General features: G+C 73.0%; 24 protein-coding genes. 14 read left to right on the top strand and 10 right to left on the bottom strand.

Annotated features, from left to right (window positions below):
- The first annotated feature begins 15 nt into the window (after positions 1-15).
- A complete protein-coding gene (locus tag ABD832_RS09115) occupies positions 16-1,086 on the top strand; it encodes an NAD-dependent epimerase/dehydratase family protein (protein ID WP_344891159.1) in 1,071 nt (356 codons plus the stop codon).
- Positions 1,083-1,979 carry a lysophospholipid acyltransferase family protein gene (locus tag ABD832_RS09110; protein ID WP_344891156.1) on the top strand — a complete coding sequence of 299 codons (897 nt, stop codon included), beginning with the start codon at positions 1,083-1,085 and terminating at the stop codon, positions 1,977-1,979. Before ABD832_RS09115 ends, ABD832_RS09110 begins: the two co-directional genes overlap by 4 nt.
- A gap of 200 nt (positions 1,980-2,179) precedes the next feature.
- Here ABD832_RS09110 and ABD832_RS09105 read toward each other — a convergent pair whose 3' ends face one another.
- The 3 genes from ABD832_RS09105 to ABD832_RS09095 form a co-directional block, all read right to left on the bottom strand.
- Complete coding sequence (locus ABD832_RS09105) at positions 2,180-3,082, bottom strand: HAD family hydrolase (protein ID WP_413224552.1); 903 nt, start codon at positions 3,080-3,082, stop codon at positions 2,180-2,182.
- Positions 3,083-3,296: 214 nt separating this feature from the next.
- Positions 3,297-3,920, bottom strand: a complete 624-nt coding sequence (locus ABD832_RS09100; RefSeq protein WP_344891153.1) for a DUF5667 domain-containing protein — start codon at positions 3,918-3,920, stop codon at positions 3,297-3,299.
- Positions 3,921-4,365: 445 nt separating this feature from the next.
- The gene (locus ABD832_RS09095; RefSeq protein WP_344891150.1) at positions 4,366-5,010 is read right to left on the bottom strand and encodes a sigma-70 family RNA polymerase sigma factor; all 645 of its coding nucleotides are present in this window, start codon (positions 5,008-5,010) and stop codon (positions 4,366-4,368) included.
- 204 nt (positions 5,011-5,214) lie between these two features.
- Here ABD832_RS09095 and ABD832_RS09090 point away from each other — a divergent pair, with 204 nt between their 5' ends.
- On the top strand, positions 5,215-7,137 hold the full coding sequence (locus tag ABD832_RS09090) for a hypothetical protein (protein WP_344891147.1): 1,923 nt from the start codon (positions 5,215-5,217) through the stop codon (positions 7,135-7,137).
- Between the two features lie 59 nt (positions 7,138-7,196).
- Here ABD832_RS09090 and ABD832_RS09085 read toward each other — a convergent pair whose 3' ends face one another.
- Positions 7,197-7,445, bottom strand: a complete 249-nt coding sequence (locus ABD832_RS09085; RefSeq protein ID WP_344891144.1) for a glutaredoxin family protein — start codon at positions 7,443-7,445, stop codon at positions 7,197-7,199.
- A 287-nt stretch (positions 7,446-7,732) separates the two neighbouring features.
- On the opposite strand from ABD832_RS09085, the gene ABD832_RS09080 reads away from it, so the two are divergent.
- The 6 genes from ABD832_RS09080 (at position 7,733) to ABD832_RS09055 (ending at position 14,461) form a co-directional block, all read left to right on the top strand.
- Positions 7,733-8,440 carry a redox-sensing transcriptional repressor Rex gene (locus tag ABD832_RS09080; RefSeq protein ID WP_344891141.1) on the top strand — a complete coding sequence of 236 codons (708 nt, stop codon included), beginning with the start codon at positions 7,733-7,735 and terminating at the stop codon, positions 8,438-8,440.
- A 127-nt stretch (positions 8,441-8,567) separates the two neighbouring features.
- A complete protein-coding gene (locus ABD832_RS09075; protein WP_344891138.1) occupies positions 8,568-9,902 on the top strand; it encodes a glutamyl-tRNA reductase in 1,335 nt (444 codons plus the stop codon).
- Positions 9,903-9,946: 44 nt separating this feature from the next.
- Positions 9,947-10,819, top strand: coding sequence for a hydroxymethylbilane synthase (gene hemC / locus ABD832_RS09070; RefSeq protein ID WP_413224554.1), 873 nt, complete (start codon positions 9,947-9,949; stop codon positions 10,817-10,819).
- Positions 10,816-12,399, top strand: coding sequence for a bifunctional uroporphyrinogen-III C-methyltransferase/uroporphyrinogen-III synthase (locus ABD832_RS09065; protein ID WP_344891133.1), 1,584 nt, complete (start codon positions 10,816-10,818; stop codon positions 12,397-12,399). Before hemC ends, ABD832_RS09065 begins: the two co-directional genes overlap by 4 nt.
- Positions 12,400-12,561: 162 nt before the next feature.
- Positions 12,562-13,548 carry a porphobilinogen synthase gene (hemB, locus tag ABD832_RS09060; RefSeq protein WP_344891130.1) on the top strand — a complete coding sequence of 329 codons (987 nt, stop codon included), beginning with the start codon at positions 12,562-12,564 and terminating at the stop codon, positions 13,546-13,548.
- Between the two features lie 271 nt (positions 13,549-13,819).
- Positions 13,820-14,461, top strand: a complete 642-nt coding sequence (locus ABD832_RS09055; protein WP_344891127.1) for a bifunctional DNA primase/polymerase — start codon at positions 13,820-13,822, stop codon at positions 14,459-14,461.
- Positions 14,462-14,609: 148 nt separating this feature from the next.
- On the opposite strand, the gene ABD832_RS09050 is transcribed toward ABD832_RS09055, so the two are convergent.
- The 3 genes from ABD832_RS09050 to ABD832_RS09040 are packed head-to-tail and all read right to left on the bottom strand — an operon-like array spanning position 14,610 to position 18,765.
- Positions 14,610-15,251, bottom strand: a complete 642-nt coding sequence (locus ABD832_RS09050) for a response regulator transcription factor (protein ID WP_344891125.1) — start codon at positions 15,249-15,251, stop codon at positions 14,610-14,612.
- Positions 15,248-17,431 carry a sensor histidine kinase gene (locus ABD832_RS09045; RefSeq protein ID WP_344891122.1) on the bottom strand — a complete coding sequence of 728 codons (2,184 nt, stop codon included), beginning with the start codon at positions 17,429-17,431 and terminating at the stop codon, positions 15,248-15,250. Before ABD832_RS09045 ends, ABD832_RS09050 begins: the two co-directional genes overlap by 4 nt.
- On the bottom strand, positions 17,428-18,765 hold the full coding sequence (locus ABD832_RS09040) for a sensor histidine kinase (protein ID WP_344891119.1): 1,338 nt from the start codon (positions 18,763-18,765) through the stop codon (positions 17,428-17,430). Before ABD832_RS09040 ends, ABD832_RS09045 begins: the two co-directional genes overlap by 4 nt.
- A 152-nt stretch (positions 18,766-18,917) precedes the next feature.
- On the opposite strand from ABD832_RS09040, the gene hemL reads away from it, so the two are divergent.
- Positions 18,918-20,213: a glutamate-1-semialdehyde 2,1-aminomutase gene (hemL, locus tag ABD832_RS09035; protein WP_344891116.1), complete on the top strand. Its 1,296-nt coding sequence runs from the start codon at positions 18,918-18,920 to the stop codon at positions 20,211-20,213.
- A 10-nt stretch (positions 20,214-20,223) separates the two neighbouring features.
- Here the strand turns inward: hemL and ABD832_RS09030 are convergent, their stop codons facing one another.
- On the bottom strand, positions 20,224-21,183 hold the full coding sequence (locus ABD832_RS09030) for a helix-turn-helix transcriptional regulator (RefSeq protein WP_344891113.1): 960 nt from the start codon (positions 21,181-21,183) through the stop codon (positions 20,224-20,226).
- 62 nt (positions 21,184-21,245) lie between these two features.
- On the opposite strand from ABD832_RS09030, the gene ABD832_RS09025 reads away from it, so the two are divergent.
- Positions 21,246-22,454, top strand: a complete 1,209-nt coding sequence (locus tag ABD832_RS09025) for an epoxide hydrolase family protein (RefSeq protein WP_344891110.1) — start codon at positions 21,246-21,248, stop codon at positions 22,452-22,454.
- Positions 22,455-22,479: 25 nt separating this feature from the next.
- Here ABD832_RS09025 and ABD832_RS09020 read toward each other — a convergent pair whose 3' ends face one another.
- A complete protein-coding gene (locus ABD832_RS09020) occupies positions 22,480-23,076 on the bottom strand; it encodes a Uma2 family endonuclease (RefSeq protein WP_344891107.1) in 597 nt (198 codons plus the stop codon).
- Between the two features lie 42 nt (positions 23,077-23,118).
- Positions 23,119-24,039: an EamA family transporter gene (locus ABD832_RS09015; RefSeq protein WP_344891104.1), complete on the bottom strand. Its 921-nt coding sequence runs from the start codon at positions 24,037-24,039 to the stop codon at positions 23,119-23,121.
- A 74-nt stretch (positions 24,040-24,113) separates the two neighbouring features.
- Here ABD832_RS09015 and ABD832_RS09010 point away from each other — a divergent pair, with 74 nt between their 5' ends.
- The 3 genes from ABD832_RS09010 to ABD832_RS09000 all read left to right on the top strand — a co-directional run bounded on the left by ABD832_RS09010 (position 24,114) and on the right by ABD832_RS09000 (position 26,530).
- Positions 24,114-25,112 carry a LysR family transcriptional regulator gene (locus tag ABD832_RS09010; protein ID WP_344891101.1) on the top strand — a complete coding sequence of 333 codons (999 nt, stop codon included), beginning with the start codon at positions 24,114-24,116 and terminating at the stop codon, positions 25,110-25,112.
- Positions 25,113-25,265: 153 nt separating this feature from the next.
- Positions 25,266-25,904 (top strand): histidine phosphatase family protein, encoded by a 639-nt coding sequence (locus ABD832_RS09005; protein WP_344891098.1) that lies wholly within the window; start codon positions 25,266-25,268, stop codon positions 25,902-25,904.
- A gap of 56 nt (positions 25,905-25,960) precedes the next feature.
- The gene (locus ABD832_RS09000; RefSeq protein WP_344891095.1) at positions 25,961-26,530 is read left to right on the top strand and encodes a TlpA family protein disulfide reductase; all 570 of its coding nucleotides are present in this window, start codon (positions 25,961-25,963) and stop codon (positions 26,528-26,530) included.
- Positions 26,531-26,558: the final 28 nt, after the last annotated feature.

The following is a 26,558-nucleotide window of genomic DNA, read 5'->3' as shown; positions in this document are numbered from 1 at the left end:
ATCTGCGAGGCGCCGATGACCCATGTCGTGCTCGTCACCGGGGTCTCGCGCCACATCGGCGCCCGGGTGGCGAGCGTTCTCGCGGACGACCCGGACATCGATCGGGTCATCGGAGTGGACACGGTGCCGCCGCCCTCCCTCACGGGTGACGGCGGCGTACCTCTCGGGCGGACGGAGTTCGTCCGCGTCGATCCGCGCGGTCCCGGCATCGCCCGGGTGATCGCGGACGCCGACATCGACACCGTCGTTCACATGAGCCTGGTGAGCGCTCCTCCCCGGAGCGGTGGCCGGACGCTCATGAAGGAGCACAACGTCATCGGCACCATGCAGCTGCTCGGTGCCTGTCAGCGATCCGCGACGATCCGCCGTGTCGTGGTGCGCTCCACCACCGCCGTCTACGGTTCCTCCCCGCGCGATCCGGCCGTCTTCACCGAGGACGCCGAGCCGGGGGAGCTGCCCGGCCGCGGCTACGCCAAGGACGCCTCCGAGGTGGAGGGGTACGTCCGGGGTTTCGCCAGGCGGCGGGGAGACGTGGCCGTGTCGACCCTGAGGTTCGCGAACTTCATGGGACCCGGCGTCGACTCCCCGCTGACGCGCTACTTCACCCAGCCCCTGCTGCCGACCGTGTTCGGCTTCGACCCGAGGCTGCAGTTCGTCCACGAGGACGACGCGGTCGAGGTGCTGCGCCGGATGGCGACGGAGGACCATCCCGGCACGTTCAACGTGGCCGGGGACGGCGTGCTGCTGCTGTCGCAGTGCGCGCGCAGGGCGGGCCTGCTCCCGCTGCCGGTCCCCTCCCCGGTCTTCCGTCTCATGGGCGAGCTCGCCCGGGGGGTGAGGCTGGTCGACTTCTCCTCCGAGCAGCTCCGCCTGATGCGCCACGGGCGCGTGGTCGACACCACCCCGCTGGCCGCGGCCCTGGGCTGGAGGCCGAAGTTCTCCACGGCCGCCGCCTTCGACGACTTCCTGCGCGCCCGCGACCTGGCCGGTGGCCTTCCCGCCGCCCTGCTGGAGGTCTTCTCTCAGGCGGCCGGATCTCGGACGACCGGGTCCCGGACGACCGGATCCCAGGCGGCCGGGCGATGAGCGGGAGCGCGCGCGAGCCCGGTGACGACGGGAACGACGGGGACGCCCACGGCGAGGACCGCCTGGCCGAGCTGCTGGCCTTTCTGCGGCGCCGCCTGGCCGGGGAGTACGAGGTCGACGAGTTCGGCTTCGACCCGGAGTTCACCGACAGGGTCCTGCTGGAGCTGCTCCGCCCGCTCTACCACCACTGGTTCCGCACCGAGACCGTCGGCATGCACAACGTGCCCGGCGACTCCGGCGCCCTGATCGTGGCCAACCACTCGGGGACCCTTCCGCTCGACGGGCTCATGCTCCAGGTGGCCCTCCACGACGACCACCCCGAGCGCCGCGCGCTCCGCCTGCTGGGTGCGGACCTGGTGTACCGCTTCCCGGTGCTCGCCCACCTGTCCCGCAAGACCGGTCACACCCTCGCGTGCCCCGAGGACGCCGACCGGCTGCTGCGCAAGGGGGAGATCGTGGGCGTCTTCCCCGAGGGGTTCAAGGGGGTGGGCAAGCCGTTCTCCGAGCGCTACCGGTTGCAGCGCTTCGGACGCGGAGGTTTCGTCGCCTCCGCCATCCGGGCGGGTGTGCCGGTGGTCCCCTGCGCCATCGTGGGCGCCGAGGAGATCTACCCCAAGCTGGGCGACCTGCCCTTCCTGGCCCGGGTGCTCGGGCTCCCGTACGTGCCGGTGACGCCGCTGTTCCCCTGGTTCGGGCTCTTGGGGCTGGTCCCGCTCCCGTCCAAGTGGGTGATCGGCTTCGGGGAGCCGATCCGCACCGACCGGTTCGATCCCGCGGACGCCGACGACCCGATGCTGGTCTTCGGCCTCACCGACCAGATCCGGGAGACCGTCGGGCAGCTGCTGGACGAGCTCCGGCTGCGGCGCGGCCCCGCCTTCCCGCCCTTCCGCTGACCCGTCCCCGGCCTTCGGGCACCACCCGCGCCACGCGGACGGGCACGGTTCCCGTCGTTCCCCGCGTCCGATGGTCACGGAACGCGGTGGACGCGGTGGATGCGGTGGACAGGGCGTGCGCCGGGTCCGCGGATCCGGAGGTGGGCATGCACGTAGCGACCCGCCCGATGAGGGCGGTGGAACACGGACGCGGGGAAGGGTCAGCGGTCGACGCGGTAGTGGCGGCGGCGCAGGGCGATGGCGGCGGCGATGCCGCCCGCGACCGCTCCGGCGCCCACCGCGATGGGAACGCCGATCATGGTCGCCTTACGGCCGGTGCGGAAGTCCTTGACCTCCCACCCGTTCTCCCGGGCGAATTCGCGCAGCTCGCCGTCGGGGTTGACCGCGGTGGCGTTGCCGACGACCGAGAGCAGGGGCAGGTCGTTGGCCGAGTCGCTGTAGGCGTGGCAGCGGGTCAGGTCCAGGCCCTCCCGGCGGGCCAGGGCCCTGACGGCCTCGGCCTTGGCCGGGCCGTGGAGCAGGTCGCCCACCAGGCGGCCGGTGTAGACGCCGTTCTCGGTCTCCGCGACGGTGCCGAGGGCACCGGTCAGGCCGAGCCGCTGCGCGATCACGCGGGCCAGTTCCACCGGGGTGGCGGTGACCAGCCAGACCCGCTGCCCGGCGTCGAGGTGCGCCTGGGCGATGGCGCGGGTGCCGGCCCAGATGCGGTCGGCCATGACCTCGTCGTAGATCTCCTCGCCGAGGCGGACGATCTCCTCGACCGTGTTGCCGGCCACGAAGGCCAGCGCGGTCTCCCTGGCCTCGGCGATGTGGGCGGGGTTCTCGTCACCGCGGATCCGGAAGGCCACCTGGCCCATGGCGAACCGCAGCAGGTCCTTGCTGGTGAACAGGCCGCGGGAGGCGAGGCCGCGGGCGAAGTGGTAGATGGAGGCGCCGCGCATCATGGTGTTGTCGACGTCGAAGAACGCGGCGGCCACCGGGTCGGGCTCGGCCATCGGCATCGCCACGGCCGCCGCGGCGGCGACCTCCCCGGCCATGATCTCTCCGGCCGTCGCCTGCCCGGCCGTCGCCGTCCCGCTCCGCCGTCGTAGTAGCCGCCTCATAGCACCTCAGCTTAACCGGGACACAGGGGTGAGATCGGTAGCCGTGGTGGCAACCGGATGTGACGATCCGGCGTCGTCCTCGGTGCGGTGCGCCTACCGCGACGGCCTTCACGGGCGTCCCGCAGCGCCGCGCCCGCGGACCTGCCGACACGGTCCCGCCGGACACCACGCGGTCCGGCCGGGAGACCGGGGGCGGCCGGGACCCGGGCGGGGGTCAGTCGGGCGGGGCCAGCCCGTCGATGTAGTCGAGGTACCCGTGCGCCTTGCGCTGGTCCTCGGCGTCCATCTTGGGGATCATCCCTCTGATCTGGGTTCGCTGCTTCTGCACGAAGCGCCTGAGCTCCTTGACCTCCATCAGCTCACCGGCCCCGGCGTTCTCGCGGCGCCGTACCTGCCGCAGGGAGGTCACCGCGGAGCGGGTGGTGTCCTCCATGGCCTGGAGGGTCTCCCCGATCATGTCGCGCTCCCCGGAGCCCAGGAGCTCCTCTACCTCGTGGGCGCGGGTCTCCGCGTACCCGAAGGAGCGACCCGCGCGTTCGGCCTCGTCGGTGCTGAGGTGGAAAAGGGTGCTCTCGGCCGCGCGCTTGAGCGGGTAGAAGGTGTCACCGGGCATCGAGCGGTACGTCCACACGCCGGAGACGACCATCGAGGCCACCAGCAGGGCGCTCAGCACCTGGGGGAACAACGTCCTGCGCGGTCGTCGCCGGGAGTGGCGGGGACCGGCCGGCCGCGGCTCGGGACGCTCCTGCTCGGGCAGGGGCCGGCCGAGCTGCTCACGGAGCCTGGCCTGGAACTCGGGACGGGGGCTCGCCGTCATCCGGGCGCCGAGTCGTGACACGCGGTCCTGGATACGAGCCTGCGATCTCCGCGAGATTCCGGGCAGCCACTTCCCCATGAACGCTCCCTGCCGCCCCCAGCTCATGATCCATCGCTGTCACTTGCCTAACGACGACTCCGCACGCCAGGTTACGCGCTCCACCGGCATCGGCGCGGCGGACACGACCGCGGGCACGGAGCCGGGTGGGACGCCGCCTGCGGGGCCCGGGTACGGTCCAGGAAGGAGCGCCGGGTCCGGAACGGTCCTGTGACCTGGGACGGAGCCGGGTGATCCGCGACGCGGGCGCGTGCCCGCGGGAGGGCCGGCGGACGGGCCTGGGACGTTCCAAGGGACGGTGGGACAGGGCGGGACGCTGCGGGACAGGCGGGACACGGCGCGACGGGATCCCGGGGGACCGGAATTCGGACGTTGAAAAACCGGTCGTGAATGTGACCGAAAATCGGGGTCAGCTCAGGTCCGGGGGGAGCGCGCGGCCCAGCGCGCGGATCGCGCGGAACTGCAGTGCCTTGATCGCGCCGCTCTTCTTGCCCATGATGAGCGCGGTCTCGGCCAGGGACATGCCGTGCAGGAAGCGCAGCACCACGCACTCCTGCTGCTCGGGGTTGAGATCGCGGACGGCGCCGAGCACCCGGTCGCTGATCATCGCGGTGACGACGGCGTTCTCCGGGATGTGCGGGCCGTCGAGGGGGGTGTCGATCACCTCGGCGGTCGTGACCTCAAGGCGGTACCTGCCGGACTTGAAGTGATCGGTGATCAGGTTCCTCGCGATGGTCACGAGCCAGGCCCCGAAATCACGGCCTTGCCATGTGAAGTCCGTGATCCGGCGGAGCGCGCGGAGAAAGGTCTCGCTCGTGAGATCCTCGGCCAGCGGGTGTGAGCCGACCCGGAAGTAGACGTAGCGGTACACGAGCGTGAGGTAGCGGTCGTAGAGCGTGCCAAAGGCGTCCGTGTCGCCGGTCTTGGCGCGCAAGACCAGGCTCCGGAGTTCTTCGGAGGCGTCCTCACGAAGAGTGAGGTCGTTACTGCGGACGGGCTGGGCCACCCCGGCGGTCGTGGGGAGGTGCCCGGCGAGCGGCCACGTTTCAGGCATCCGGTATCCCTGAGGGGAAGGGGGTACGGCGTGCTCGATCACTCTAGAAATCAACTAGTAATTCCACAATCTACTTTGAAGCGTCGTGACTGGGGGTAATCGCCGGATACGGTGTGGGGCCGGTCCTCTTCGGACCGGCATCGGGAGCGGACCACATGTTCGGCTACCGGTTGGGGGGTAATGTCCGGCAGCATTGGAGACACCATGGAAGTCCTCGTCGCTGTCATCGCTTTCGCCGGCGCCTTGCTCGCAGCCATTGCCACCGGTGCCCTCATCAGTCGTCTGCGCGGTGAGCCCAAGGGCTGGCTGATCGCCTGGAGCATCACGACGGCGTCCCTGTCCATCTCACTCGCTGTAATCGCCACCGGTCACGTGATCGGCTTTGGGGCTGGAACATTCCGTATTTACCAGCTGACCGGATCCATGCTGGCCCCCCTCTGGCTGGCCGTGGGGGTCATCCAGCTGCTGGCCCGCACGAGCAGGGCCCGGTTCTCCTCCTGGCTGATGGGGATCGCCCTCACCGTCATCGCCGCGGTGATCCTGGCGGTCGACCCGGTCCTGCAGGAGTCCGGATTCGCCAAGGTCCTCCCGCCGGGCGGCCGCCACTGGGACCTGCCGTCGAAGTACCTGCTCCTGGCGATACACGTGATCGTCGCGGTCGTGCTGCTGGCCGGGATGGTGCTCGCGGCCCTGCGCCGGCGGGGCGGCGACGACTACGACGCCGACAACCTGCACGCGCTCCTGGTGCTGGGCCCCACCGGTCTCGCCCTCGTCGGCGCCGTCAGCCTCTCGGTGCCCGGGATGATCACCGTTCTCCTGCTGCTCGTCACGGCGGCGGCGGTCTGGTACGCCCTCCTGCGGCCGCTCGCGCCTTACGAGGACGACGACGAGGACGAGGCGCGCGACGACTGGGAGAACCGCCCGCCGACGCTCCGGCCCCCGGAGCGCGAGCCCCGTGACGTGCAGGTCGCCGGCCGCCGGATCTCCCCGGAGGACGCCCCCCGCCCGCTGGCGGCCGAGGAGCCTCCCCGCCGCTCCGGGCTCGGGGACCTGGTCGCCGAGTACCGCGCGGGCGAGCAGGACGTGGACTACGCGGCCCGCATGGTCCAGCGGCCGTCCCCGCCCGACGATCCGTTCGGCGGGCCCGCCACCGGGATGTTCATGGCGGGCGAGTACGGCATGCCGCTCCCCGACCGGCCGCCCGGCGGGGACCCGGGCAGGCGCGGCGGCGATCACGGCCCGCAGCCGCCGGTGACCGGCCAGTTCGGCATGCCGCCCGTCGGGCCCGCGACCGGCGTCCCCGGCCCCTCGACCGGGGAGTACGACATCCCGGCCAACGAGTTCGGCAGGCACGGCGCCCCCGGCCCCAGGTCCTCCGGCCCCGGCCGGCCCCCGGGCCAGGGCACCGGTGAGTTCGGCCGCCCGCCCGGCACGGGGGAGTTCGGCATGCCGCCCGCTCCCGGCGCGGGCGGTCCCGCCACCGGTGAGTTCGGGCGTCCGCCCGCCACCGGTGAGTTCGGGCGTCCGCCCGGCACCGGCGAGTTCGGCCGGCCCCCGGCCCCGGGCACCGGCGAGTTCGGCGGGGCGGGCAGCCTCAGGCCGATGCCCGCGGAGCAGGCGTTCGGCGGCACGCCCTCCCCGGGGGCGGGACGCGGAGGTTCCCGCGGCTACGACCAGCCCGGTCCCCTCGGCCACACGTCCCGGATCGGGCCCCCCTCCTCCCCCGGTGCCATGTACCCGGGGGCGGGCGGGCCGGGCGTCGGCGGCGACCTGCCGGGCGGCTCCGGCCGTCCCTCGCCGAGCATCTTCGGCATGCTGACCGTCTTCACCCTGCTCGACGGCACCGGCGAGAGGTTCGACCGGCTCGCCGAGGAGACCGTCGAGGCGGTCCGCGGCTCCGAGCCGGACACGCTCATCTACTCCTGCCACTCGGTGAAGTCGGCCCCGCTCCAGCGCATCGTCTACGAGCTCTACCGGGACGAGGTCGCCTACGGCGAGCACCAGCGCCGCCCGCACACCGAGCGCTTCGTCACCGAGCGGCAGTCCATGGTGCTCGCCACCAACGTGATCGAGCTCACCCTGAACGCCGCGAAGGTGATACCGCTCCCGACGGCCTTCAGGCCGTGACCCTGGTGCGCGGGCGCCGGCCCGCGCACCCGGGGCGGGGACGGCCGGTGGGACCGCCGTCAGGCGCCGAGGGCGGCGCGCAGGCGGTTCTCGTCGACGCGCCAGAAGTCGTGCTGGACGCCGTCGACGAGGGTGACCGGGATCATCTCCCAGTAGCGGGCCTGGTCCTCCTCGGAGGCGGTGATGTCGCGTTCCTCCCAGGGGACGCCGAGCTCCGTGGCGACCCTCTCGATCACCGCCCGCGCGTCGTCGCACAGGTGGCAGCCGGGTTTGCCGAGCAGGGTGATGCGATGGTCTCGCGGTGACATGACCGCCACGGTAGCCGAGCGCGGCCGGGCGCGCCGTGCCGGAAAGACCCGTGCCGGAAAGACCGGGAAAAGCGCTGGGAAGTGCGGGAAGAGGCCGGGGAAGGGCCCGGGGAGAGCGGGCCTGGGGAGGGGCCGGTCGGCGGACCGGCGGCAGGCATGACCAAGATTGTGAACACTCACTTTGTGCACCGGTTCACAAAAGGACTAACCTGAATGACAGTGGCCTCACCTCGTCATCCGTCGCGTCCGGGCCGCGCCGGCCGCCTGTCCCCCTGGAGCTCCGGCACGTGATCCGCCGTCTGTCCCAAGCCCGCGAACGCGGCATACCCGAGGCGACCGTCGCCCGGCTGCCGCTCTATCTGCGCGCGCTGAACGGCATGGCCGAGCGTGGTCTGGCGACCGTGAGCTCGGAGGACCTGGCCGTCGCGGCGGGCGTGAACTCCGCCAAGCTCCGCAAGGATCTCTCCCATCTGGGCTCGTACGGCACCCGCGGGGTCGGCTACGACGTCGAGTACCTGATCTACCAGATCTCCCGCGAGCTGGGCCTGACCCAGGACTGGGCCATCGCCATCGTCGGGGTGGGAAACCTCGGCCGCGCACTGGCCAACTACGGCGGGTTCGTCTCCCGCGGGTTCAGGATCGCGGCGCTCCTCGACGCCGACCCCGAAGTGGTGGGCGACCACATCGCGGGGTTGAATGTGGAGCACATCGACGAGCTGGAGGCCGTGATACGACGGCGGGGAGTGTCGATCGTGGTGCTCGCGACACCGGCCGTGGCGGCCCAGCAGGTGGCCGACCGGGTCGTCGCCGTGGGGGTCACCAGCATCCTGAACTTCGCCCCCGTCGTGCTTTCCGTGCCGGATGGCGTCGATATCCGTAAAGTCGACCTATCTATCGAACTGCAGATCCTGGCGTTCCACGAGCAACGCAAGACGGATCGGATGACTGGGGGACCCGCGATGGCCGAGGAGTGGCCCGAGGCGGTGGACCTGTGAGGGGACACCTGAACGGGCACCGTGCACGAACCGGCGACGACAGGGCCCCGCGGTCCTCCGGAGCGGTGGATCACGCCTTCCCCGGCCGGCTCTCCGCCCGGCTCCGCGTCCACGCGGGGGAGGGCCGATGAGCGTCCTCGTCGTCGGCCTGAGCCACCGGACGGCCCCGGTGGCTCTTCTGGAGCGGGTCTCGGTCTCCGGCGACTCGCTGGTGAAGCTGCTTCGGGACGTCCAGCAGGACGCCCACGTGGCCGAGGTCATGGTCATCTCGTCCTGCAACAGGGTCGAGGTCTACGCCGAGGTCGACCGGTTCCACGCCGCGGTGACCTCGATCTCCCGGCTGCTCGGCGCCCACTCCGGCGTCCCGGTGGAGCAGCTGGCCTCCCACCTGTACGTGCACTACGAGGACCGTGCGGTCGAGCACCTGTTCTCGGTGGGGGCCGGGCTGGACTCGATGGTCGTGGGCGAGGGGCAGATCCTCGGCCAGGTGCGCGCGGCCCTGAAGCTGGCCCAGCAGGAGGGCACGCTGGGCCCGACGCTCAACGAGCTCGTCCAGCAGTCGCTGCGGGTGGGCAAGCGCGCCCACACCGAGACCGGCATCGACCGGGTGGGCGCCTCCCTGGTCGGGGTGGGCCTCACCCTGGCCGAGCGCGTCCTGGGCCCCCTGCCCGGACGGCGGGCCCTGGTGGTCGGCGCCGGCTCGATGAGCGCCCTGTCGGCCGCGACCCTGCAGCGGGCCGGTGTGACCGACATCGTGGTGGTCAACCGCACCCACGACCGCGCCGTACGGCTGGCCCAGACGGTCGGCGGCCGGGCGGCCCCGTTCGGCGACCTGCCGGCGGAGCTGGCCGAGGCCGACCTGGTCATCTCCTGCACCGGCGCCACCGACGTGGTCCTCACCGCCGACATGGTCACCCCCCGGGAGATGTTCCTGCTGGACCTGGCCCTGCCGCACGACGTCGACCCCGCGGTCCGGCGGCTGCCCGGCGTGACGCTGGTCGGCCTGGAGACCATGCAGGAGAGCGAGGCCGGGACCGGGGACGAGGGCCACGCCGAGGCGATCGCCGCGGTGCGCGCCATCGTCACCCAGGAGGTCGACGCCTACCTGTCGGCCGAGCGGGCCGCGCGCGTCACGCCCACCGTGGTCGCGCTGCGGAGCAAGGCCGCCCAGGTGGTCGAGGCGGAGCTCGGGCGGCTCGTCTCGCGGGTCCCCGAGCTCGACGGGCGCGCCAGGGACGAGGTCGCCCAGACCGTCAGGCGGGTGGTCGACAAGCTCCTCCACGAGCCCACCGTGCGTGTCAAGCAGCTGGCGGAGTCCCCGGCGGGTGATCATTATGCGGAGGCGCTGCGAGAGCTGTTCAATCTTGACCCGAAGGTGCCCGAAGCGGTGCGGCGCATCGAGACGATCGACGCGGAGCCGGGTAGGAACACCGAGCCGAGCAAGAAGGAGGCAGGCCTGTGAGCAGCGTTTTCCCTCCGCTCCGGCTGGGAACGAGGCGGAGCGTCATGGCGACCACGCAGTCGGGGATGGTCGCCGCCCGCCTCACCGAGCTGACCGGCCGCACCGTCGAGCTCGTCGGCGTGACCACCTTCGGTGACGTGACCAAGGCCGACCTCACCCAGCTCGGCGGCACGGGCGTGTTCGTCAGCGCGCTGCGCGACAAGCTCATCGAGGGCGCCATCGACTTCGCGGTGCACTCCCTCAAGGACCTGCCCACCACCCCCGACCCGCGCGTGGTCATCGCGGCGATCCCGCCGCGCGACGACCCCCGGGACGCCCTGGTGAGCGTCGCCAAGCTGGCCGACCTGCCGTCCGGGGCGAGGATCGGCACGGGCTCCCCGCGCCGGGTCGCCCAGCTGCGGATGCTCCGTCCCGACCTCGACTACGTCCCCATCCGCGGCAACGCCGACACCCGGATCGGCAAGGTCACCTCGGGCGAGCTGCACGGCGTCGTGCTCGCCGCCGCGGGGCTCGGCCGGCTGGGCCGCGAGGCCGAGATCTCGCAGATCTTCGAGGTCACCGAGATGCTGCCCGCCCCGGGACAGGGAGCGCTGGCCGTGGAGTGCCGCTCCGACCGCGCCGACCTGGTCGAGTTGCTGAGCGTGCTCGACGACGCCCCCACCCGCGCCGCGGTCACCGCCGAGCGCGCCGTGCTCAACGCCCTGGAAGCGGGGTGCGCAGCCCCGGTGGGCGCGTACTCGGCCGGGCGCGGGGACGATCTGATCCTGACCGCCGCCGTCGTCGCCGTCGACGGCGGGCGAGCGGTACGCAAGTCCGCCACCGGCGGTTCTTCCGCGCCCACCGATCTCGGCCGCGACCTCGCGGCCGAGATGATCGCGGAAGGGGCCGACACGCTGATAGGGGAGCAGGCACATTGAGCTCCGGAAGTACCACCTTCGAGCACCCGCCGTCCGGGTTCGTCGCCTTCGTCGGGGCGGGCCCGGGTGACGAGGGCCTGCTCACGCTCCGCGGCGCCGACCTGCTCTCCCGGGCCGACGTCGTCATCCTCGACCAGGAGACGTACGGGCCGCTGCTGCGCCACTGCCGCGAGGACGTCGAGATCGTCGGCACGGCCGACGACGGCGCCGTCTCGCTGAAGGTCGTCAAGACGGCCAAGGGCGGCAGCGTCGTCGTGCGGCTCTGCGCCGGCGACCCGATGTTCTTCTCCTCGATCACCGAGGAGGTCGCGGCCTGCGTCAAGGCGGAGGTGGACTTCGAGATCGTGCCCGGGGTGCCTCCCGCGACGGCGGTGCTCACCTACGCCGGGATCCCCGCGGCCGTGTCCGTTCCCGAGTTCCGGGTGGTCGACGCGGCCCAGATCGACGACTGGTCGGCGTACGCGGGCGGCGCGGGCACGCTGGTGATCTACAACGGCGTCGCCGAGGCCGCGGCGATCGGCAAGGCGCTGATCGCGGCGGGCCGCCGTGACTCGACGCCGGTGGCGATCAGCGCCGCGGGCACCACGACCGAGCAGCACACCGTGGTCACCACGCTGGGCCGGATCGCGCCCGACCTCAAGCACGCCGGGATGACCGAGCCCGCGCTGATCGTGGTCGGCGAGGCCGTCGGCATGCGCGACCGCCTGTCGTGGTTCGAGACCAAGCCGCTGTTCGGCTGGCGGGTGCTCGTGCCCAGGACCAAGGAGCAGTCGGCCGACCTGGTCGAGCAGCTGCGCTCGTACGGCGCGGTGCCCGAGGAGGTCCCCACGATCTCCGTCGAGCCGCCCCGCACCCCGCAGCAGATGGACCGCGCGATCAAGGGCCTGGTCACCGGCCGCTACGAGTGGGTGGCCTTCACCAGCGCGAACGCGGTCAAGGCGGTGCGCGAGAAGTTCGAGGAGTACGGCCTGGACGCCCGCGCGTTCGCCGGTCTCAAGGTCGCGGCCGTGGGTGAGAGCACGGCCCGGGCGCTGGTGAGCTTCGGCGTCAAACCCGACCTGATGCCGTCCGGCGAGCAGTCGTCGGAGGGCCTGCTGGCCGAGTGGCCGCCCTACGACTCGATGCTCGACCCGATCAACCGGGTGCTGCTGCCGCGGGCCGACATCGCGACCGAGACGCTCGTGGCCGGGCTGACCGAGCTCGGCTGGGAGTGCGACGACGTGACCGCGTACCGGACCGTGCGGGCCGCGCCGCCGCCCGCCCCGACCCGCGAGGCGATCAAGGGCGGCGGGTTCGACGCGGTGCTGTTCACCTCGTCCAGCACCGTGCGGAACCTGGTGGGCATCGCGGGCAAGCCGCACAACGTCACGGTCATCGCCGTGATCGGCCCGCAGACCGCCAAGACGGCCGAGGAGTTCGGGCTGCGGGTGGACGTCATGGCCGAGAAGCCCTCGGCCTCCGCGCTGGCGGCGGCACTGGCGGCGTACGGCGCAGGGCAGCGGCAGGCCGCGGTCCTGGCGGGTGACACCCCCCGCAGGCCCTCGCAGACCCGGCGGGGAGCCCGGCGCCGCGCGAAGTAACCTTGAACACGACGGTCACGACGTAGCCTGGAACGTGGCGGCCACGGCACGTCGGCACGGGCACGGAAGGCGGCACCCGGGCGGCGGGTGCCGGACCAGACCACACAGACGAGCTCCTCCGGCCGCGGTTCCCTCACCGGCCGGAAAGAGGGGGAGAACACCATGACGGCCCAGTTCCCTGTCGCACGTCCGCGCAGGCTCCGCCGTACCGCACCCATGCGCCGGATGGTCGCCGGGACCCGCCTGCACCCGGCGGAGCTGGTGCTGCCGGTGTTCGTCAAGGAGGGCATCGCCGAGCCGAGCCCGGTCGGCTCGATGCCCGGGGTGTTCCAGCACACCCGCGACTCGCTGCGCAAGGCCGCGAACGAGGCGGCCGAGGCCGGGGTGGGGGGCCTGATCGTGTTCGGCATCCCCGCGGTGAAGGACGCGCGCGGGTCCGCGGCCGACGACCCGCAGGGCATCGTCCAGCTCGCCCTGGCCGACGTGGTCTCCGAGGTCGGCGACGCGCTCGTCGTGATCGCCGACACTTGCCTGGACGAGTTCACCGACCACGGGCACTGCGGCATCCTGACCCCCGCGGGGGAGGTCGACAACGACGTCACCCTGGAGCGCTACGCCGCCTCGGCCGTGGCCCAGGTGCGGGCCGGGGCGCAGGTCGTCGCGCCGAGCGGCATGATGGACGGCCAGGTCGCCGCCATCCGGGCCGCGCTGGACGGCGAGGGCTTCGAGCAGACCCCGATCCTGGCCTACTCGGCCAAGTACGCCTCGGCGTTCTACGGCCCGTTCCGCGAGGCGGCCGAGTGCGCCCCCCGGTCCGGTGACCGCAACGCCTACCAGCAGGACCCGGCCGGACCCGCCGGGGAGGCGCTGCGCGAGGTGCGCCTGGACCTGTCGGAGGGCGCCGACGCCGTCATGATCAAGCCCGCGCTGGCCTACCTCGACATCCTGCGCCAGGTGCGCGACGCGGTGGACGTGCCGGTGGCGGCCTACCAGGTCAGCGGTGAGTACGCGATGGTCGAGGCCGCCGCGGCGAACGGCTGGATCGACCGGGACCGGGCGATCATGGAGTCGCTGGTGGCGATCCGCAGGGCCGGGGCCGACCTGATCCTCACCTACTGGGCGACCGAGGTGGCCGCCAAGCTGCGGTGAGACCGGTGACCCGTACCCGGGGACGACGGGGCCGGTGACGCGCGCCCGGGAGGGGCGGGACGCCGGTGGGACCGGGGCGTGCGTGATCGGCGGCGGAGAACCGGAGGTTCGCCACCTGAGGGGGAAGCGTGTGCGTTAGAGTGCGATGACCGGTGCGGATGTGTCCCAGGTGGCGTAGACCCTGGGCGGTTTGACGCTCCCCACTGACCAGAGTGTGGACAGGTCCTCGCATCCGGGCGACACGCGAGATGCGCGGACGACGGAGGACGCAATGGTCGGGGTACCGCTGGTTCGTCGAAGAAGGCGGCACGGCCGTCCGAGGCAGGTGCTCGATGCCGTGCTGGAGTACGCGGCCCTGGGCTGGGCGAGCTGTCTGGGCGCCCGGCCGCTGACCGGCGGGTCGCGCTCGTGCTCCTGTGACCGCGTCGGCTGTCCCGACCCCGGTGCCCACCCGCTCTCGCAGACCTGGCAGATGGAGGCCAGCACCGACCCGGCGCTGCTGTCCGGCTGGTGGCGGCACGAGCCCGAGGCGAACGTGGTCCTGCCGACCGGGCGGGTGTTCGACGTCTTCGACGTACCGCTGTCCGCGGGGCGCACCACCCTCGCGGCCATGGACTCCAGCGGAGTCGTCCCGGGCCCGGTCGCCGTCAGCGGCGACCGGGCCCTTTTCTATGTGGCCACCCGCAACGCCTCCGAGGACGAGGACGAGTGGTGGTCCTGTGCCCTGGACGTCGGCCCGTCGGTCATCGACGAGATGCCCGGCCTGCGCTGGCACTGCCGCGACAGCTACGTGCTGGCCCCGCCCTCGCTGCTGCCGACCGGCCTGACCGGCTCCTGGCTGCGCCCGCCGGACAGCCGGCCGCTGCCCGACCCGCTCCGGGTCCTGGAACTGCTCGCCGACGTCTGCGACTGAACCGGCACCCGGAGGCGGACCGGCCCCCACGGTGAACCGGCACCCGGAAGCAGGCCGGCACCCCAGGGTGAACCGGTACCTCAGGGCGGGCCGGCACCCGGAAGCGCGCCGGAGGCCGGAAGGGCCCCCGTAGGCGAGCAGGGACCGGTCACGGGGAGCCGCCCAGACCGGCCTCGCGGGCGCGGACGATCGCCTGGGCGCGGTCGGCGACCTGGAGCTTCATGAAGATGTTGGAGACGTGGTTGCGCACGGTCTTGCCGGACAGGGAGAGGATCCCGGCGATCTCCCCGTTCCCCCTGCCCTGGGCCACGAGACCGAGCACCTCCCGCTCCCGTCCGGTGAGCTCGGGGAAGGCGGTGCGCGACGCATCGGGCATGCCGCTGAAGTAGGCCAGGACGCGGCGGGCGATCTCGGGACCGTAGATGGCCTCGCCCGCGGCCACGGCGTGCACGGCGCGGCCGATCTCCTCCGCCCCGGCCTCCTTGAGCAGGTAGCCGCGAGCCCCGGCGCGCATGGCGGCGAACACCGAGTCGTCGTCGCGGAACATCGTCAGCACCAGCACCCCGATCCGCGGGCTGGTCCTGGTGATCGTCCTGGTCGCCTCGACACCGTTGCCGTCGGGCATCTGCAGGTCCATCACGACCACGTCGGGCTGGAGCTCGGCGGCCATGGCCACGGCCTCCCGTCCTCCGGAGGCCTCCCCGGCGACCTCGATGTCCAGGGCCGCGAGCAGGCCGCGCAGGCCCCGCCGGAAGACCGGGTGGTCGTCCACGATCAGTACGGTGATCACGCGGTCTCCTCCACCGGCAACCTGACGGTCACCTCCGTGCCGCCGCCCGGCCTCCGGCCGATCACGCACGAGCCTCCCACCTCGGCCGCCCGCTCGCGCATCGAGGTCAGCCCGACGCCCGCGACCGGGTTCTCGGGCAGGCCGACCCCGTCGTCGGCGACCTCCACCCGCAGTTCGGACGGCAGGCGGCGCAACCGGACGACCACGGTGGCCGCACGGGCGTGACGACGGGCGTTGGTGAACGCCTCCTGGGCGATGCGGTAGGCGGCGACCTCGACGGCGGCGGGCAGCCCGTCCATCGACCCGTCCGCGGTCACCGCGGTCTCCCCGGCGAAGGCGCGCAACGCCCCCTCCAGGCCCAGGTCGTCCAGCGCGGGCGGGCGCAGGCCGTACACCAGCTCGCGGACCGACGCGATCGTCGCGATCATCTCCCCGCGGATCCGGACGAGCAGTTCCTCCACGGCCCCCGGGTCGGTGTCGAGCCGCCTGCGCGCCTCGTCGAGGGCGAAGGTGACGCTGGTCAGCGCGGGGCCGAGCCCGTCGTGCAGCTCCCTGCCCAGCCGGCGGCGCTCCTCGTCGCGGGTGGACCTGATGCGTTCCCGGGAGCGGCGCAGGTCGGCGGTGAGGCGTACGGCGTGCGCCAGCTCGGCGAGGTGCCGGGCGAGCACCGCCATGGGCTCGCGGCCGGGCCGTGCCCCCGACACCCGCAGGGTCCCGACCCGCTCCGCGTGCCAGAGCAGCGGCACCTGCCGCGCCCCGGACTCCGGCCTCCCGCAGGCGAACACGCGCGTCGTCCCGGCCCGGCCGGTGTGGACCTCGACGTCGACCCCGCCTGCCCCCAGCACCTCGCGGATCACGGTCACGGCCTCGTCGAGGGCCGCCGCCGGGTCGTGGGCCCCCTGCCCGATGCGGCCCAGCTGGTCGACGACCCGGTAGGGGTCGCGCTCGACGGCGAACGCCCGGTCCACCACCCCCTGCAGCCGCAGCCGCAACGGGTGGAAGACCGTGCCCACGGCCAGCGCCGCGACCGGTCCCGCGCCCCGGCCCAGATCGCTGGCCAGGACCCCGGCCAGCCAGATCAGGACGAAGTACACCCCGCCGGTGACCGCGACGAGGGAGCCGTACACGATGGTCCGGTTGAGCACGACGTCGATGCCGTAGAGGCGGTGGCGCAGCACCGCCGCGATGATCGACAGGGGCAGCCCGGCGATGAAGACGGTCTCCATGGCCTTCAGCAGCCAGGAGCCGGTCATCTCCCGCAGGATCCAGGAGCCCAGCAGCACCGCCAGCGCGCCGCCGTACCAGGCGATCTGGCGCCGGAGTTCGGTGTCGCCCGCCCGGTAGCGGAAGAGCAGCGACGCGATGCCGAGCGCGGTGAGCACCATCATCGGGAGGCCGATGTGCTCCTCCACGGCCGGTGAGATCTCCCGCAGCGCCTCGACGCCGAAGGGGTTGGCGAGCGGGAGCTGGCTCTCGAACTCGGGATCCGGGGCCAGCCCCAGGAACAGCGAGTGACCGGCCATCAGGGCCAGGTTCGCGTACAGGACCGGCCGCCAGCGCCGTGAGGGCAGCCGGCCGTCCGGGAACAGCAGCGGCAGCAGTGAGGTGAGCACCGGGGCGTGCCACAGCCACAGCCACATTCCCGCCCACGCGAGGTAGGGCGTGACCGCGGCCCCGGGGGAGGTGAGGTGGAGCCAGTGGGCGGCGGCGTAGGTGAGGTAGAACAGGCTTCCGGCGATCCCGCCGCCCCACAGCAGCCAGGGGACCGTCAGCCCGGGCCGCCGGGTGATGAGGAACGCGCCGGCGGCCGGGAACAGCATGACGGTCGGATCCAGGGTGACGAAGGGGTCGGTCCAGGTCGAGGCGCTCAGGTCGGTCAGCCGGACCGCCAGGACGTTGCCCACGGGTGCCAGCACCGCACCGGTCCAGACGAGGACGGCCAGTGCCGTCCGCCGCCGGTCCGGCGAGTCCCGTACGTCCCTGTCCGGAGAGGTGCGCCGGCTCCGCGACCGCACGGAGCCCGCGGAGCCCGCGGAGCCCGCGGAGTCCGCAGAGTCCGCAGAGTCCACGGAGCTCACGGAGCCCGCGAAGTCCGCGAAGTCCGCAGAGCCCGCGAAGTCCACGGGGCTCGCGGGGCTCGCGGGGCTCGGCGGGGCGCTCTCGCGCGGGGGAGGGGTCACGTCGCGTCCCTCGTCAGGGGCAGCCGGGCGACGACCTCGGTGCCGCCCCCGGGACGCGGCCCGACGGTGCACGAACCGCCCGCCTCGGCCGCCCGCTCGCGCATGGAGGCCAGGCCCACGCCGCCGCGGATCGGGTCCGGCAGGCCGATCCCGTCGTCGGCGACCGAGAGCCGCAGCTCACCGCCCCCCTCCGGCCCGCCGGCCCCGCTCCCGGCGCCCGCCGATCCCGCGGCCTCCGCACCGGTCCGCAGGACCTCGACCCGTACCAGGGCCGTGGTGGCCTGGGCGTGGCGGCGGACGTTGGTGAGCGCCTCCTGGGCGATCCGGTAGGCCACCACCTCCAGCGCCGCGGGGACACCGTCCAGCGGGTCGTCCGGTGGGCCGTCCGGCGGTCCGGTCACCACGACGTCCACCCGCGGTCCGGGTGCGTCGGCCAGCGCGCGCAGCGAACCGGCCAGCCCGAGGTGGCTCAGCGCGGGCGGGCGCAGGCCGTAGACCAGGTCCCTGACGTCGACGATCGCGGTGCCCATCTGGTCGCGTACGCGGACCAGGAGCTCCTCCACGGCCTCGGGGTCGCGGTCCAGGCGGATCCTGGCCTCGTCCACGGTCATGGCCAGGCTGGCGAGCGTCGGCCCCAGCCCGTCGTGCAGGTCGCGGCGGAGCCTGCGCCGTTCCTCCTCCCTGCTGGTGAGGATGTGCTCCCTGGAGCGTCGCAGGTCGGCGGTGAGCCGTACGGCGTGCGCCAGCTCGGCCAGGTGCCGGGCCAGCGCGTTCAGCAGGTCCGGTGAGGCCGGTGAGCCCTCGCGGCCGCTGCTGAGCAGCCACCCGACCGGTTCCCCGTGCCAGACCAGCGGGGTCTCGACCGGCCGCTCCCCCAGCACGCCGTCCAGGACGGTCACGCCGTCCACCTCGACGGCCACACCGTCGGCGCGGAGCGCCTGGCGGACCAGCACCGCGGCGGTGGCGAGTCCCTCGGCGGGGTCGACGGCCTCCTGCAGGGTACGGCTCAGCCGGTCGGCCACCCGGTACGGGTCGCGCTCGACCCGCAGCAGCCGGTCCGCCACCCGCTGCAGCCGCAGCCGCAGCGGGTGGAAGACCGCGCCCGCGGCCAGCGCCGCGACGAGCCCGGCCATCGGGTCCCCGCCACCGGAGGGGGCGCCGGACGGCGTGCCGGACGCCGCGCCGGAGAGCGCGTCGAGCAGCCAGGCCAGCCCGGAGTAGATCCCGCCGACGGCCACCGCCAGGGCGCCGTGGACCAGGACGGCGTCGGCCACGGCGCGCACGCCGGGCGACCGGGTCCCCGGCCGCCGCGCGGGGGGTGTCGTCACTGCCATCCTCGAAGGATCCCGTACCCGATGTCCCGTCGTCCCGGGGCCGATGTCCCGTTTCCGGGGGCCCGGGGCCGGGACTTCCGGGGGTCCGGGGCCGGGGCGGGCGGCTCGCCCCGTGGGACGGACCGGACGTTTCCCTGGCTACCCTTGGGGACGTGAGCCGTACCGAGAACTCCGAGGACCTGTTCGCCCGCGCCCGCGAGATCGTCCCGGGAGGCGTCAACTCCCCGGTCCGCGCCTTCGGCGCCGTGGGCGGCACGCCGCGCTTCATGACCTCGGGCCAGGGCCCCTACATCACCGACGTGGACGGCAACCGCTACGTCGACCTGGTCTGCTCCTGGGGGCCGATGATCCTCGGTCACCGGCACCCCGCGGTGATCGAGGCGCTGCAGGAGGCGCTGCGCGACGGCACCTCGTTCGGCACGGCCACCCCCGGCGAGGTCGAGCTCGCCGAGGAGATCGTCGCCCGGGTCGAGCCGGTGGAGAAGGTCCGCCTGGTCAGCTCCGGCACCGAGGCCACCATGTCGGCCGTACGGCTGGCCCGCGGCTTCACCGGCCGCTCCAAGATCGTGAAGTTCGCCGGCTGCTACCACGGCCACGTCGACGCGCTGCTCGCCTCGGCGGGCTCCGGCGTGGTGACCTTCGGTCTGCCCGACACCCCCGGGGTGACCGGCGCCTCGGCGGCCGACACCGTGGTGCTGCCGTACAACTCGGTCGAGGCGGTCACCGAGGCGTTCCGGGCCTTCGGCGCCGACATCGCCTGCGTGATCACCGAGGCGTGCCCGGCCAATATGGGCGTGGTGCCGCCGCTGGAGGGGTTCAACGCCACCCTGCGCGAGCTGTGCACCGAGCACGGCGCCCTGCTGATCATCGACGAGGTGCTCACCGGCTTCCGGGTGTCGGAGTCCGGCTGGTACGGGCTGGACCCGGTCGAGGCCGACCTGATGACGTTCGGCAAGGTGATGGGCGGCGGCCTGCCCGCCGCCGCGTTCGGCGGGCGCGCCGACGTGATGGCCCACCTCGCCCCGGAGGGCCCGGTCTACCAGGCGGGCACCCTGTCGGGGAACCCGCTGGCCTGCGCCGCCGGTCTGGCCACCCTGCGCGCCTGCGACGAGGGGGTCTACGACCAGGTCGACGCCGCCGCCCTGGTCATCGGCCGCGCCGCCGCCGACGCGCTGGCCGCGGCCGGGGTGCCGCACCGGCTGCAGCGCGCCGGGAGCCTGTTCTCGGTCTTCTTCACCGAGGACCGGGTCGTCGACTTCACCGCCGCCCAGACCCAGAACACCGCCGCCTACCGGGCGTTCTTCCACTCCATGCTGGACCAGGGCGTCTACCTGCCGCCGTCGGCGTACGAGGCGTGGTTCCTGTCGTCGGCCCACGACGACGAGGCCCTCTCCCGCATCGCCGAGGCCCTGCCCGCCGCCGCCAAGGCCGCCGCCCAGGTCCTGTGACGCCTCCCGGTCACGGGCGGTCGCCCCTGGCCCTCCCGTACCGCCTGATCAGCGCGCCCAGGTGGGCCGAGAGCTCAGGGGAGTCCACGACGTCGAAGTCCACGTCGAGCATGCCCAGGTAGAGCATGAACGTCCGGGGGTCGTCGGCCCCCGCCTCGATCACGCACGTGTGCTCGTCGACGGCCTCCACCACCACGGGAGGCGGCAGCCGCCCGGCGACGGCCTCCGCCGGGGCGTGCAGCCGCACCCGCGCCCGGTAGCGCCACGGCGCCGCCCCCACCCCGCGCAGGACGTAGGCGGCCACGTCGCCGTCCGGTGGCTCACGGGGCGCGAAACGGGGGCCGCCCGGGGTGCGCGGTGCGATCCGGTCGGCGCGAAAGGTGCGCCAGTCCCGCCGCTCGACGTCCCAGGCGACGAGGTACCAGCGCCGGTCCAGGTGGACCAGCCGGTACGGCTCGGCCAGGCGGCGCGTCACGGCGCCGTCGTGACCGGTGTAGTCGAACCGCAGGCTCTCACGGTCGCGGCACGCGCCCGCCAGGGTGACGAGCACGCCCGGGTCCACGGTCGCGGCGTCGCCCCGGAGGGCCACCACGACGGTGTGCAGGGCGTCCACGCGGTGCCGCAGCCGGGAGGGCAGGACCTGTTCCAGCTTGGCGAGGGCGCGCAGCGAGGTCTCCTCGATCCCGGTGACCGTTCCCCCCGCGGCCGTGCGCAGGCCGACCACGACGGCGACGGCCTCCTCGTCGTCGAGCAGCAGCGGCGGCAGGGACGTCCCGGCGCCGAGACGATAGCCGCCCGCCGGTCCCGGGGTCGCGTGGACGGGATAACCGAGGTCGCGCAGCCGCTCGACGTCGTTGCGGACGGTGCGGGTGCTCACCCCCAGGCGCTCGGCGAGCCGCGGTCCGGTCCGGTCCGGCGCGGACTGCAGCAGCGACAGCAGGCGGAGCAGGCGGGCCGAGGTCGTCGACATGACCCCATACTGCCCGACAATGCGGAACTAACCTTTCCGCATCGGCCCCTAGCGTCCCGGTCATGAACAACGACACGGGGATCCGCCCGTTCCGCGTCGCCGTCCCCCGCAGCGACCTCGACGACCTGGCAGACCGGCTGGCCCGCACCCGCTGGCCCCGGGAGCTGCCGGACACCGGCTGGGACAGGGGCGTCCCGCTCGGTCACCTGCGTGATCTGGCCGCCTACTGGGCCGACGGCTTCGACTGGCCTGCCCGGGAGGCGGAGCTGAACGCGATCCCGCAGTTCACCACCGTCATCGACGGCCAGGACGTGCACTTCCTGCACGTCCGCTCACCCGAGCCGGACGCGCTGCCACTGATCCTCACCCACGGCTGGCCCAGCTCGCCGTACGAGTTCACGGACGTGATCGGCCCGCTGACCGACCCCCGCGCGCACGGCGGCGACCCGGCCGACGCCTTCCACGTCGTGATCCCCTCGCTGCCGGGGTACGGCTTCTCCACGCCGGTACGGGAGCGGGGGTGGGGGAACCTCTTCCGGGTGGCCGGGGCGTGGGCGGAGCTGATGAGCCGCCTGGGGTACGAGCGCTACGCCGCCCAGGGCACCGATGTGGGCTCGGGGGTGGCAGGGCTGCTCGCCATGGTCGACGCGGAGCGGGTGGTGGGCGTCCACCTGACCGGCGTGTCGGCGTCGATGCCGTTCGGTCCTCCGATCGCGCTGGACGGCCTGTCCGCGGCCGACAGGGCGCGTGCCGAGCGGTTCAACGCGTTCCAGGCCGACGGGCTCGGCTACCTTCACCTTCAGGCGACCCGGCCGCGCACGATCGGCTACGCGCTGAACGACTCACCGGTGGGGCAGCTCGCCTGGATCACCGAGAAGTTCGCCGAGTGGACCGACCCGGCCGTGACGCTGCCCGAGGAGGCGGTCGGTCGCGACCGGCTGCTCGTCTGCGCGAGCGTCTTCTGGTTCACCGGCGCGGGCTCCTCCTCGGCGCACGCCGTCTACGAGGGCATGCGGGTGTACCGGGAGATGGCCGCGCGCCAGGCGGACGGTGCCGGCGGCGGGGGTGAAGGCGGCCATGGCACCGGCCGGTCGGCACCACCCACGGGCGTCGCGGTGTTCGCCGCCGACAACGCGATCCGGAGCGTGATGGACCCGGACGGGCGGATCGAGCACTGGTCGGAGTTCGACAGGGGCGGCCACTTCCCGGCCATGGAGACGCCCGGCCTGCTGGTCGACGACGTCCGTTCCTTCCTGCGCCGCCACCGCTGACGCCCGGGGATCACCGCCGGTGTCACTACTCGGGCAGGTCGCCGAGCTCGATGGTGATCGGGAAGGGCACCGGCACGGTCAGCCGGTCGTGGTGGATGCCGGTGAGCGCGTACGCGCGGGTGGCGGGGTCGAGCTCGTAGACGTAGACCACCGGGGAGCCGCCGTTGTTCTCCACCCGCCAGAAGTGCGCGATGCCCGCCTCGGCGTAGCGGGACGGCTTGGTCTTACGGTCCCGGTCCTCGGACTCGGGGGAGACCACCTCGACGACGAGGTGCACCTCGTCGGGGGTGTAGAACGTCCGGTCGTCGTCCTCGGCGGCCTTGGCGTCGACGACCGCGACGTCGGGGCAGGGTCGCGTCCGGTGGCCGAGCTTGACGTCCATCTGATCGACCGCTGACAGGTACTCCGGTGCCTGGTCGTCGAGCTTCTCGGTGAGACGACGGATCATACGCTGATGAAAGCGCTTCTGGGGGGACATGAAGACGAGAGCTCCATCGATGAGTTCGACGTGCTTGAAGAAGTCGGGCTCGCCGTTCGGTCCCTCTAGCGGAAGGTGATCGAGATCGTCGGCGACCCATCCCCACGGGGGCGGGGAGGGCCAGTACTCGAGTGCGGCGCTCACGTCGGTCACCGTAACATCGTCCCCGTCACCGTGTGTGTTCATTCACGTCATCTCCGTTGCCCTCGCCTTATTCTCTCCCGTTTCCCTCTCGGAGGAGGTCGGAAGCGGCGAAGGGGCGGCGGTCCGGCGGGAGCGGGTGCCGGCGTACAGGACACCGCAGATGATCAGGACGCCCGCGGCGAGCCTGAGGGGGGTGATCTGCTCGCCGGTGAACAGGGCCGCCGAGGACATGCCGAAGACCGGCACCATCAGGGCGGTCGGGGCGACCACCGAGGCGTCGTAGCGCTTGAGCAGGAAGCCCCAGACGGCGAAGCCCGCGAGGGTGGAGATGAACGCCACGTACACCAGCGAGAAGGTGCCCTCCAGTGAGAACTCCAGCCGGGGCACCCCCTCCACCACCAGGCTCAGCACCACCATCGGAGGGGCGGTGACCGCGCTCAGCCAGACCATGAAACGCAGCGAGTCGGGCGGCGAGGCCTGCCTGATCACGACGTTGCCCATGCTCCAGAAGAACGCCGAGCCGACGACCAGCAGGAACGCGCCGATCGGGCCACCGGCGCCCAGGTCGGTGGCGATCAGCGCCAGGCCGGCGAAGGCGACCGCCATGCCGACGACCCGCCTGCGGGTCAGCCGCTCCCCCAGCAGGGTGACGGCCAGCACGGCGGTGAAGACCGCCTGTATCTGGACGACGAGCGAGGTCAGGCCCGCGGGCATGCCGGCCCGCATCCCCGTCAGCAGCAGGGCGTACTGGCCCGCGCCGAGCGTGGCACCGGCCAGGAGCACCTTCCGCCAGGGCACCCCGGGACCGCCGACGAACAGCAGCGCGGGGAAGGCGGCCAGGACGAAGCGCGCCGCCACGTAGAACAGCGGGGGGAAGTGCCGGAGGCCGACCTCCATCACCACGAAGTTGAGGCCCCAGATGACGGTGAGGCCGACGGCCAGGAGGAAGTGCCGGATGCGCATTCGCCCATAGTGGGTCATACCGACATTTCAGAACAAGTTAGTATTTCTTGCTGTCCTCGTTTAGACTTCCTTACATGTTGGATCTCAACCGGCTCAAGGCCCTGCACGCCGTCTCCGTCTACGGATCGGTGGGCGCCGCGGCCGAGGCGCTCATGGTGACCCCGTCCGCGGTCTCCCAGCAGCTCGCCAAGCTGGAGCGGGAGACAGGCGCGACCCTGGTGGAACGCAACGGCCGCGGGGTGCGGCTGACCGACGCGGCCGGGTTGCTGGCCGACCACGCCGAGCGCATCCTCGCGCTGGTCGAGACGGCCGAGGCCGACTTCGAGGCGCTGCGCGGGCAGGTCGTGGGGCGGCTCGGCATCGGCGCCTTCCCCACCGCCGCCCGGGGGCTGATGCCCGCCGCGCTGTCGCTCCTGCACCGGCGCCACCCCGACCTGGTCATGCAGCTCACCGAACGCGAGCCCGAACGGCAGGTCCGCGAGGTGAGCCGGGGCGAGCTGGACCTCGCGGTGATCCAGGACTGGATGAACCGCCCCTTGGCGATCCCCGAGGGGCTCTCCCGGGCGGCGCTCTTCGACGACATCGCCGACGTGATCCTGCCCGCGTCCCACCCGCTGGCGGACCGGGCGGAGATCGAGCTGGCCGAGCTCTACGGGGAGCGGTGGATCAGCTCGGCACCCGGCACCATCTGCCACGACTGGCTGGTCCACACGCTGCGCTCGGCCGAGCTGGAGCCGGACATCGCCTGCATGGCGGACGAGTGCCCGACCCAGATGGCCCTCGTCGCAGGCGGTCTCGGCTGCGCCATCGTCCCCCGCCTGGGCCGCGACTTCGTCCCGCCGGGCGCGCGGGTGGTGCCGATCAGGTCCCGTCCCACCCGCAGGATCTACGCGCTCTGGCGGACCGACGCGGCGCGCCGCCCGGCGATCCGCGCCGCGGTCGAGGCGCTCAAGGCCGTCGCCGTCGACTTCCAGTACTCCGCGTCCACCGCGCCGTCGACGCCGTCGGTGCCCTCGGAGCCCGCGTCCCCGATGGCGGCACCGATGTCACCGGCCTCCCCGTTGCTGCCCTGACGGACCCCGCCGGCCCCCACTGACTCCCGCGGGCCCGCGCGCCGCCGCCGGGTCCGCGAGGTGGCACGGGGCGGTCCCGCCATGTCCCCTTCCGCCCGGATGGGACCACCTGCCCTGTCACCGGCCCGTACCTGTCGCTAGGCTGGCGGGACCATGGCTGAGACCACCGTCGTCCACCTCCTGCGCCACGGTGAGGTGCACAACCCCGACAACGTCCTGTACGGCAGGCTCCCCGACTATCACCTGTCCGACAACGGCCGGCAGATGGCCGAGACGGTCGCCAAGACGGTCGCGGGGCGTGACGTCACCGCGCTGTTCTCCTCCCCCCTGGAGCGCGCGCAGGAGACCGCGGCCCCGCTCGCCGAGACCTTCCGGCTGGACGTCACGATCGACGAGCGGCTCATCGAGGCCGAGAACATCTTCGAGGGCCTCGCCCTGGGCCGGGGAGACGGCCTCTTCCGCAACCCGCGTTTCTACCGCTACCTGTGGAACCCGCTCCGGCCCTCCTGGGGGGAGCGCTACACCCACCTGGTCAGGCGGATGAGCACCGCTATCGTCGCGGCCCGGAAGGCGGCCCGCGGCCATGAGGCGATCATGGTCAGCCACCAGCTCCCGATCTGGACGATCCGGCTCGCGGCCGAGGGCAGGCGGCTGCCGCACGATCCGCGCCGCAGGCAGTGCGGGCTCGCCAGCCTGACCACCTTCTCCTTCGAGGGGGACCGGCTGATCAGCGTCGGATACAGCGAGCCTGCGGCGGCCCTCGTCAAACGCCCCACTGTGCCGGGCGCCTGACCCCGCCGGTAGAGTTGTCGCTCTACCGGTTGTAGTACAGGGAGCCTCCGTCACCCATGCGCGCCACATCCTTCGCCGCCGCCGCGCTGCTCGTCGCCGTGGCCGGATGCGCCGGAAACCCGGGATCGCAGCCCCAGACCGGTGACACCCGCTTCGTGGCGGGCGACGGCAAGATCACCATGTTCGAGGCCGCCGACCGCAAGGCCGCCCCACGGGTCGAGGGGGAGACCCTCGACGGGGACACCGCCTCGCTGGCCGCGCACCGGGGCAAGGTCGTGGTCATCAACTTCTGGGCCTCCTGGTGCGCGCCCTGCCGGGCCGAGGCGCCGGTGCTCAAGGAGGTCTCCGCCGCCAAGAAGGCGGACGGCGTGACGTTCCTCGGCATCGACTTCAAGGACCGCAAGGCCGACGCCCTCGCCTTCGAGCGCGGCCACAAGCCCGGCTACCCGAGCATCTTCGACCAGCCCGGCAAGGTGGCGCTCTCCTTCCAGGGCACGGTCCCGCCCGCGGCCATCCCGTCCACGCTGATCATCGACCGTCAGGGCCGGATCGCCGCCCGTGCCCTCGGCGCGGTCACCTACACCGACCTCCTGGACGCCGTCACCAAGGTCGGCGATGAACGATAACCGCTCACCCCTCCCCGCGACGGCGGAC

The organism is Streptosporangium longisporum, from assembly GCF_039534895.1.
GTDB classification, from domain to species: Bacteria; Actinomycetota; Actinomycetes; order Streptosporangiales; family Streptosporangiaceae; genus Streptosporangium; species Streptosporangium longisporum.
Note: the sequence above shows the minus strand (reverse complement) of the source record. Positions and strands in the feature narration are given on the sequence as shown.

Bases quoted from the DNA above. Each gene is read 5' to 3' on its own strand.
- ABD832_RS09115 (WP_344891159.1), top strand. From the start codon at position 16: ATGACCCATGTCGTGCTCGTCACCGGGGTCTCGCGCCACATCGGCGCC.
- ABD832_RS09090 (WP_344891147.1), top strand. From the start codon at position 5,215: ATGGAAGTCCTCGTCGCTGTCATCGCTTTCGCCGGCGCCTTGCTCGCA.
- ABD832_RS09040 (WP_344891119.1), bottom strand. From the start codon at position 18,765: ATGGCAGTGACGACACCCCCCGCGCGGCGGCCGGGGACCCGGTCGCCC.
- ABD832_RS09025 (WP_344891110.1), top strand. From the start codon at position 21,246: ATGAACAACGACACGGGGATCCGCCCGTTCCGCGTCGCCGTCCCCCGC.
- ABD832_RS09105 (WP_413224552.1), bottom strand. From the start codon at position 3,082: ATGAGGCGGCTACTACGACGGCGGAGCGGGACGGCGACGGCCGGGCAG.
- ABD832_RS09110 (WP_344891156.1), top strand. From the start codon at position 1,083: ATGAGCGGGAGCGCGCGCGAGCCCGGTGACGACGGGAACGACGGGGAC.
- ABD832_RS09030 (WP_344891113.1), bottom strand. From the start codon at position 21,183: ATGTCGACGACCTCGGCCCGCCTGCTCCGCCTGCTGTCGCTGCTGCAG.
- ABD832_RS09075 (WP_344891138.1), top strand. From the start codon at position 8,568: ATGAGCGTCCTCGTCGTCGGCCTGAGCCACCGGACGGCCCCGGTGGCT.
- ABD832_RS09015 (WP_344891104.1), bottom strand. From the start codon at position 24,039: ATGCGCATCCGGCACTTCCTCCTGGCCGTCGGCCTCACCGTCATCTGG.
- hemB (WP_344891130.1), top strand. From the start codon at position 12,562: ATGACGGCCCAGTTCCCTGTCGCACGTCCGCGCAGGCTCCGCCGTACC.
- ABD832_RS09055 (WP_344891127.1), top strand. From the start codon at position 13,820: ATGGTCGGGGTACCGCTGGTTCGTCGAAGAAGGCGGCACGGCCGTCCG.
- ABD832_RS09005 (WP_344891098.1), top strand. From the start codon at position 25,266: ATGGCTGAGACCACCGTCGTCCACCTCCTGCGCCACGGTGAGGTGCAC.
- hemC (WP_413224554.1), top strand. From the start codon at position 9,947: ATGGCGACCACGCAGTCGGGGATGGTCGCCGCCCGCCTCACCGAGCTG.
- ABD832_RS09010 (WP_344891101.1), top strand. From the start codon at position 24,114: ATGTTGGATCTCAACCGGCTCAAGGCCCTGCACGCCGTCTCCGTCTAC.
- ABD832_RS09085 (WP_344891144.1), bottom strand. From the start codon at position 7,445: ATGTCACCGCGAGACCATCGCATCACCCTGCTCGGCAAACCCGGCTGC.
- ABD832_RS09000 (WP_344891095.1), top strand. From the start codon at position 25,961: ATGCGCGCCACATCCTTCGCCGCCGCCGCGCTGCTCGTCGCCGTGGCC.
- ABD832_RS09095 (WP_344891150.1), bottom strand. From the start codon at position 5,010: ATGCCTGAAACGTGGCCGCTCGCCGGGCACCTCCCCACGACCGCCGGG.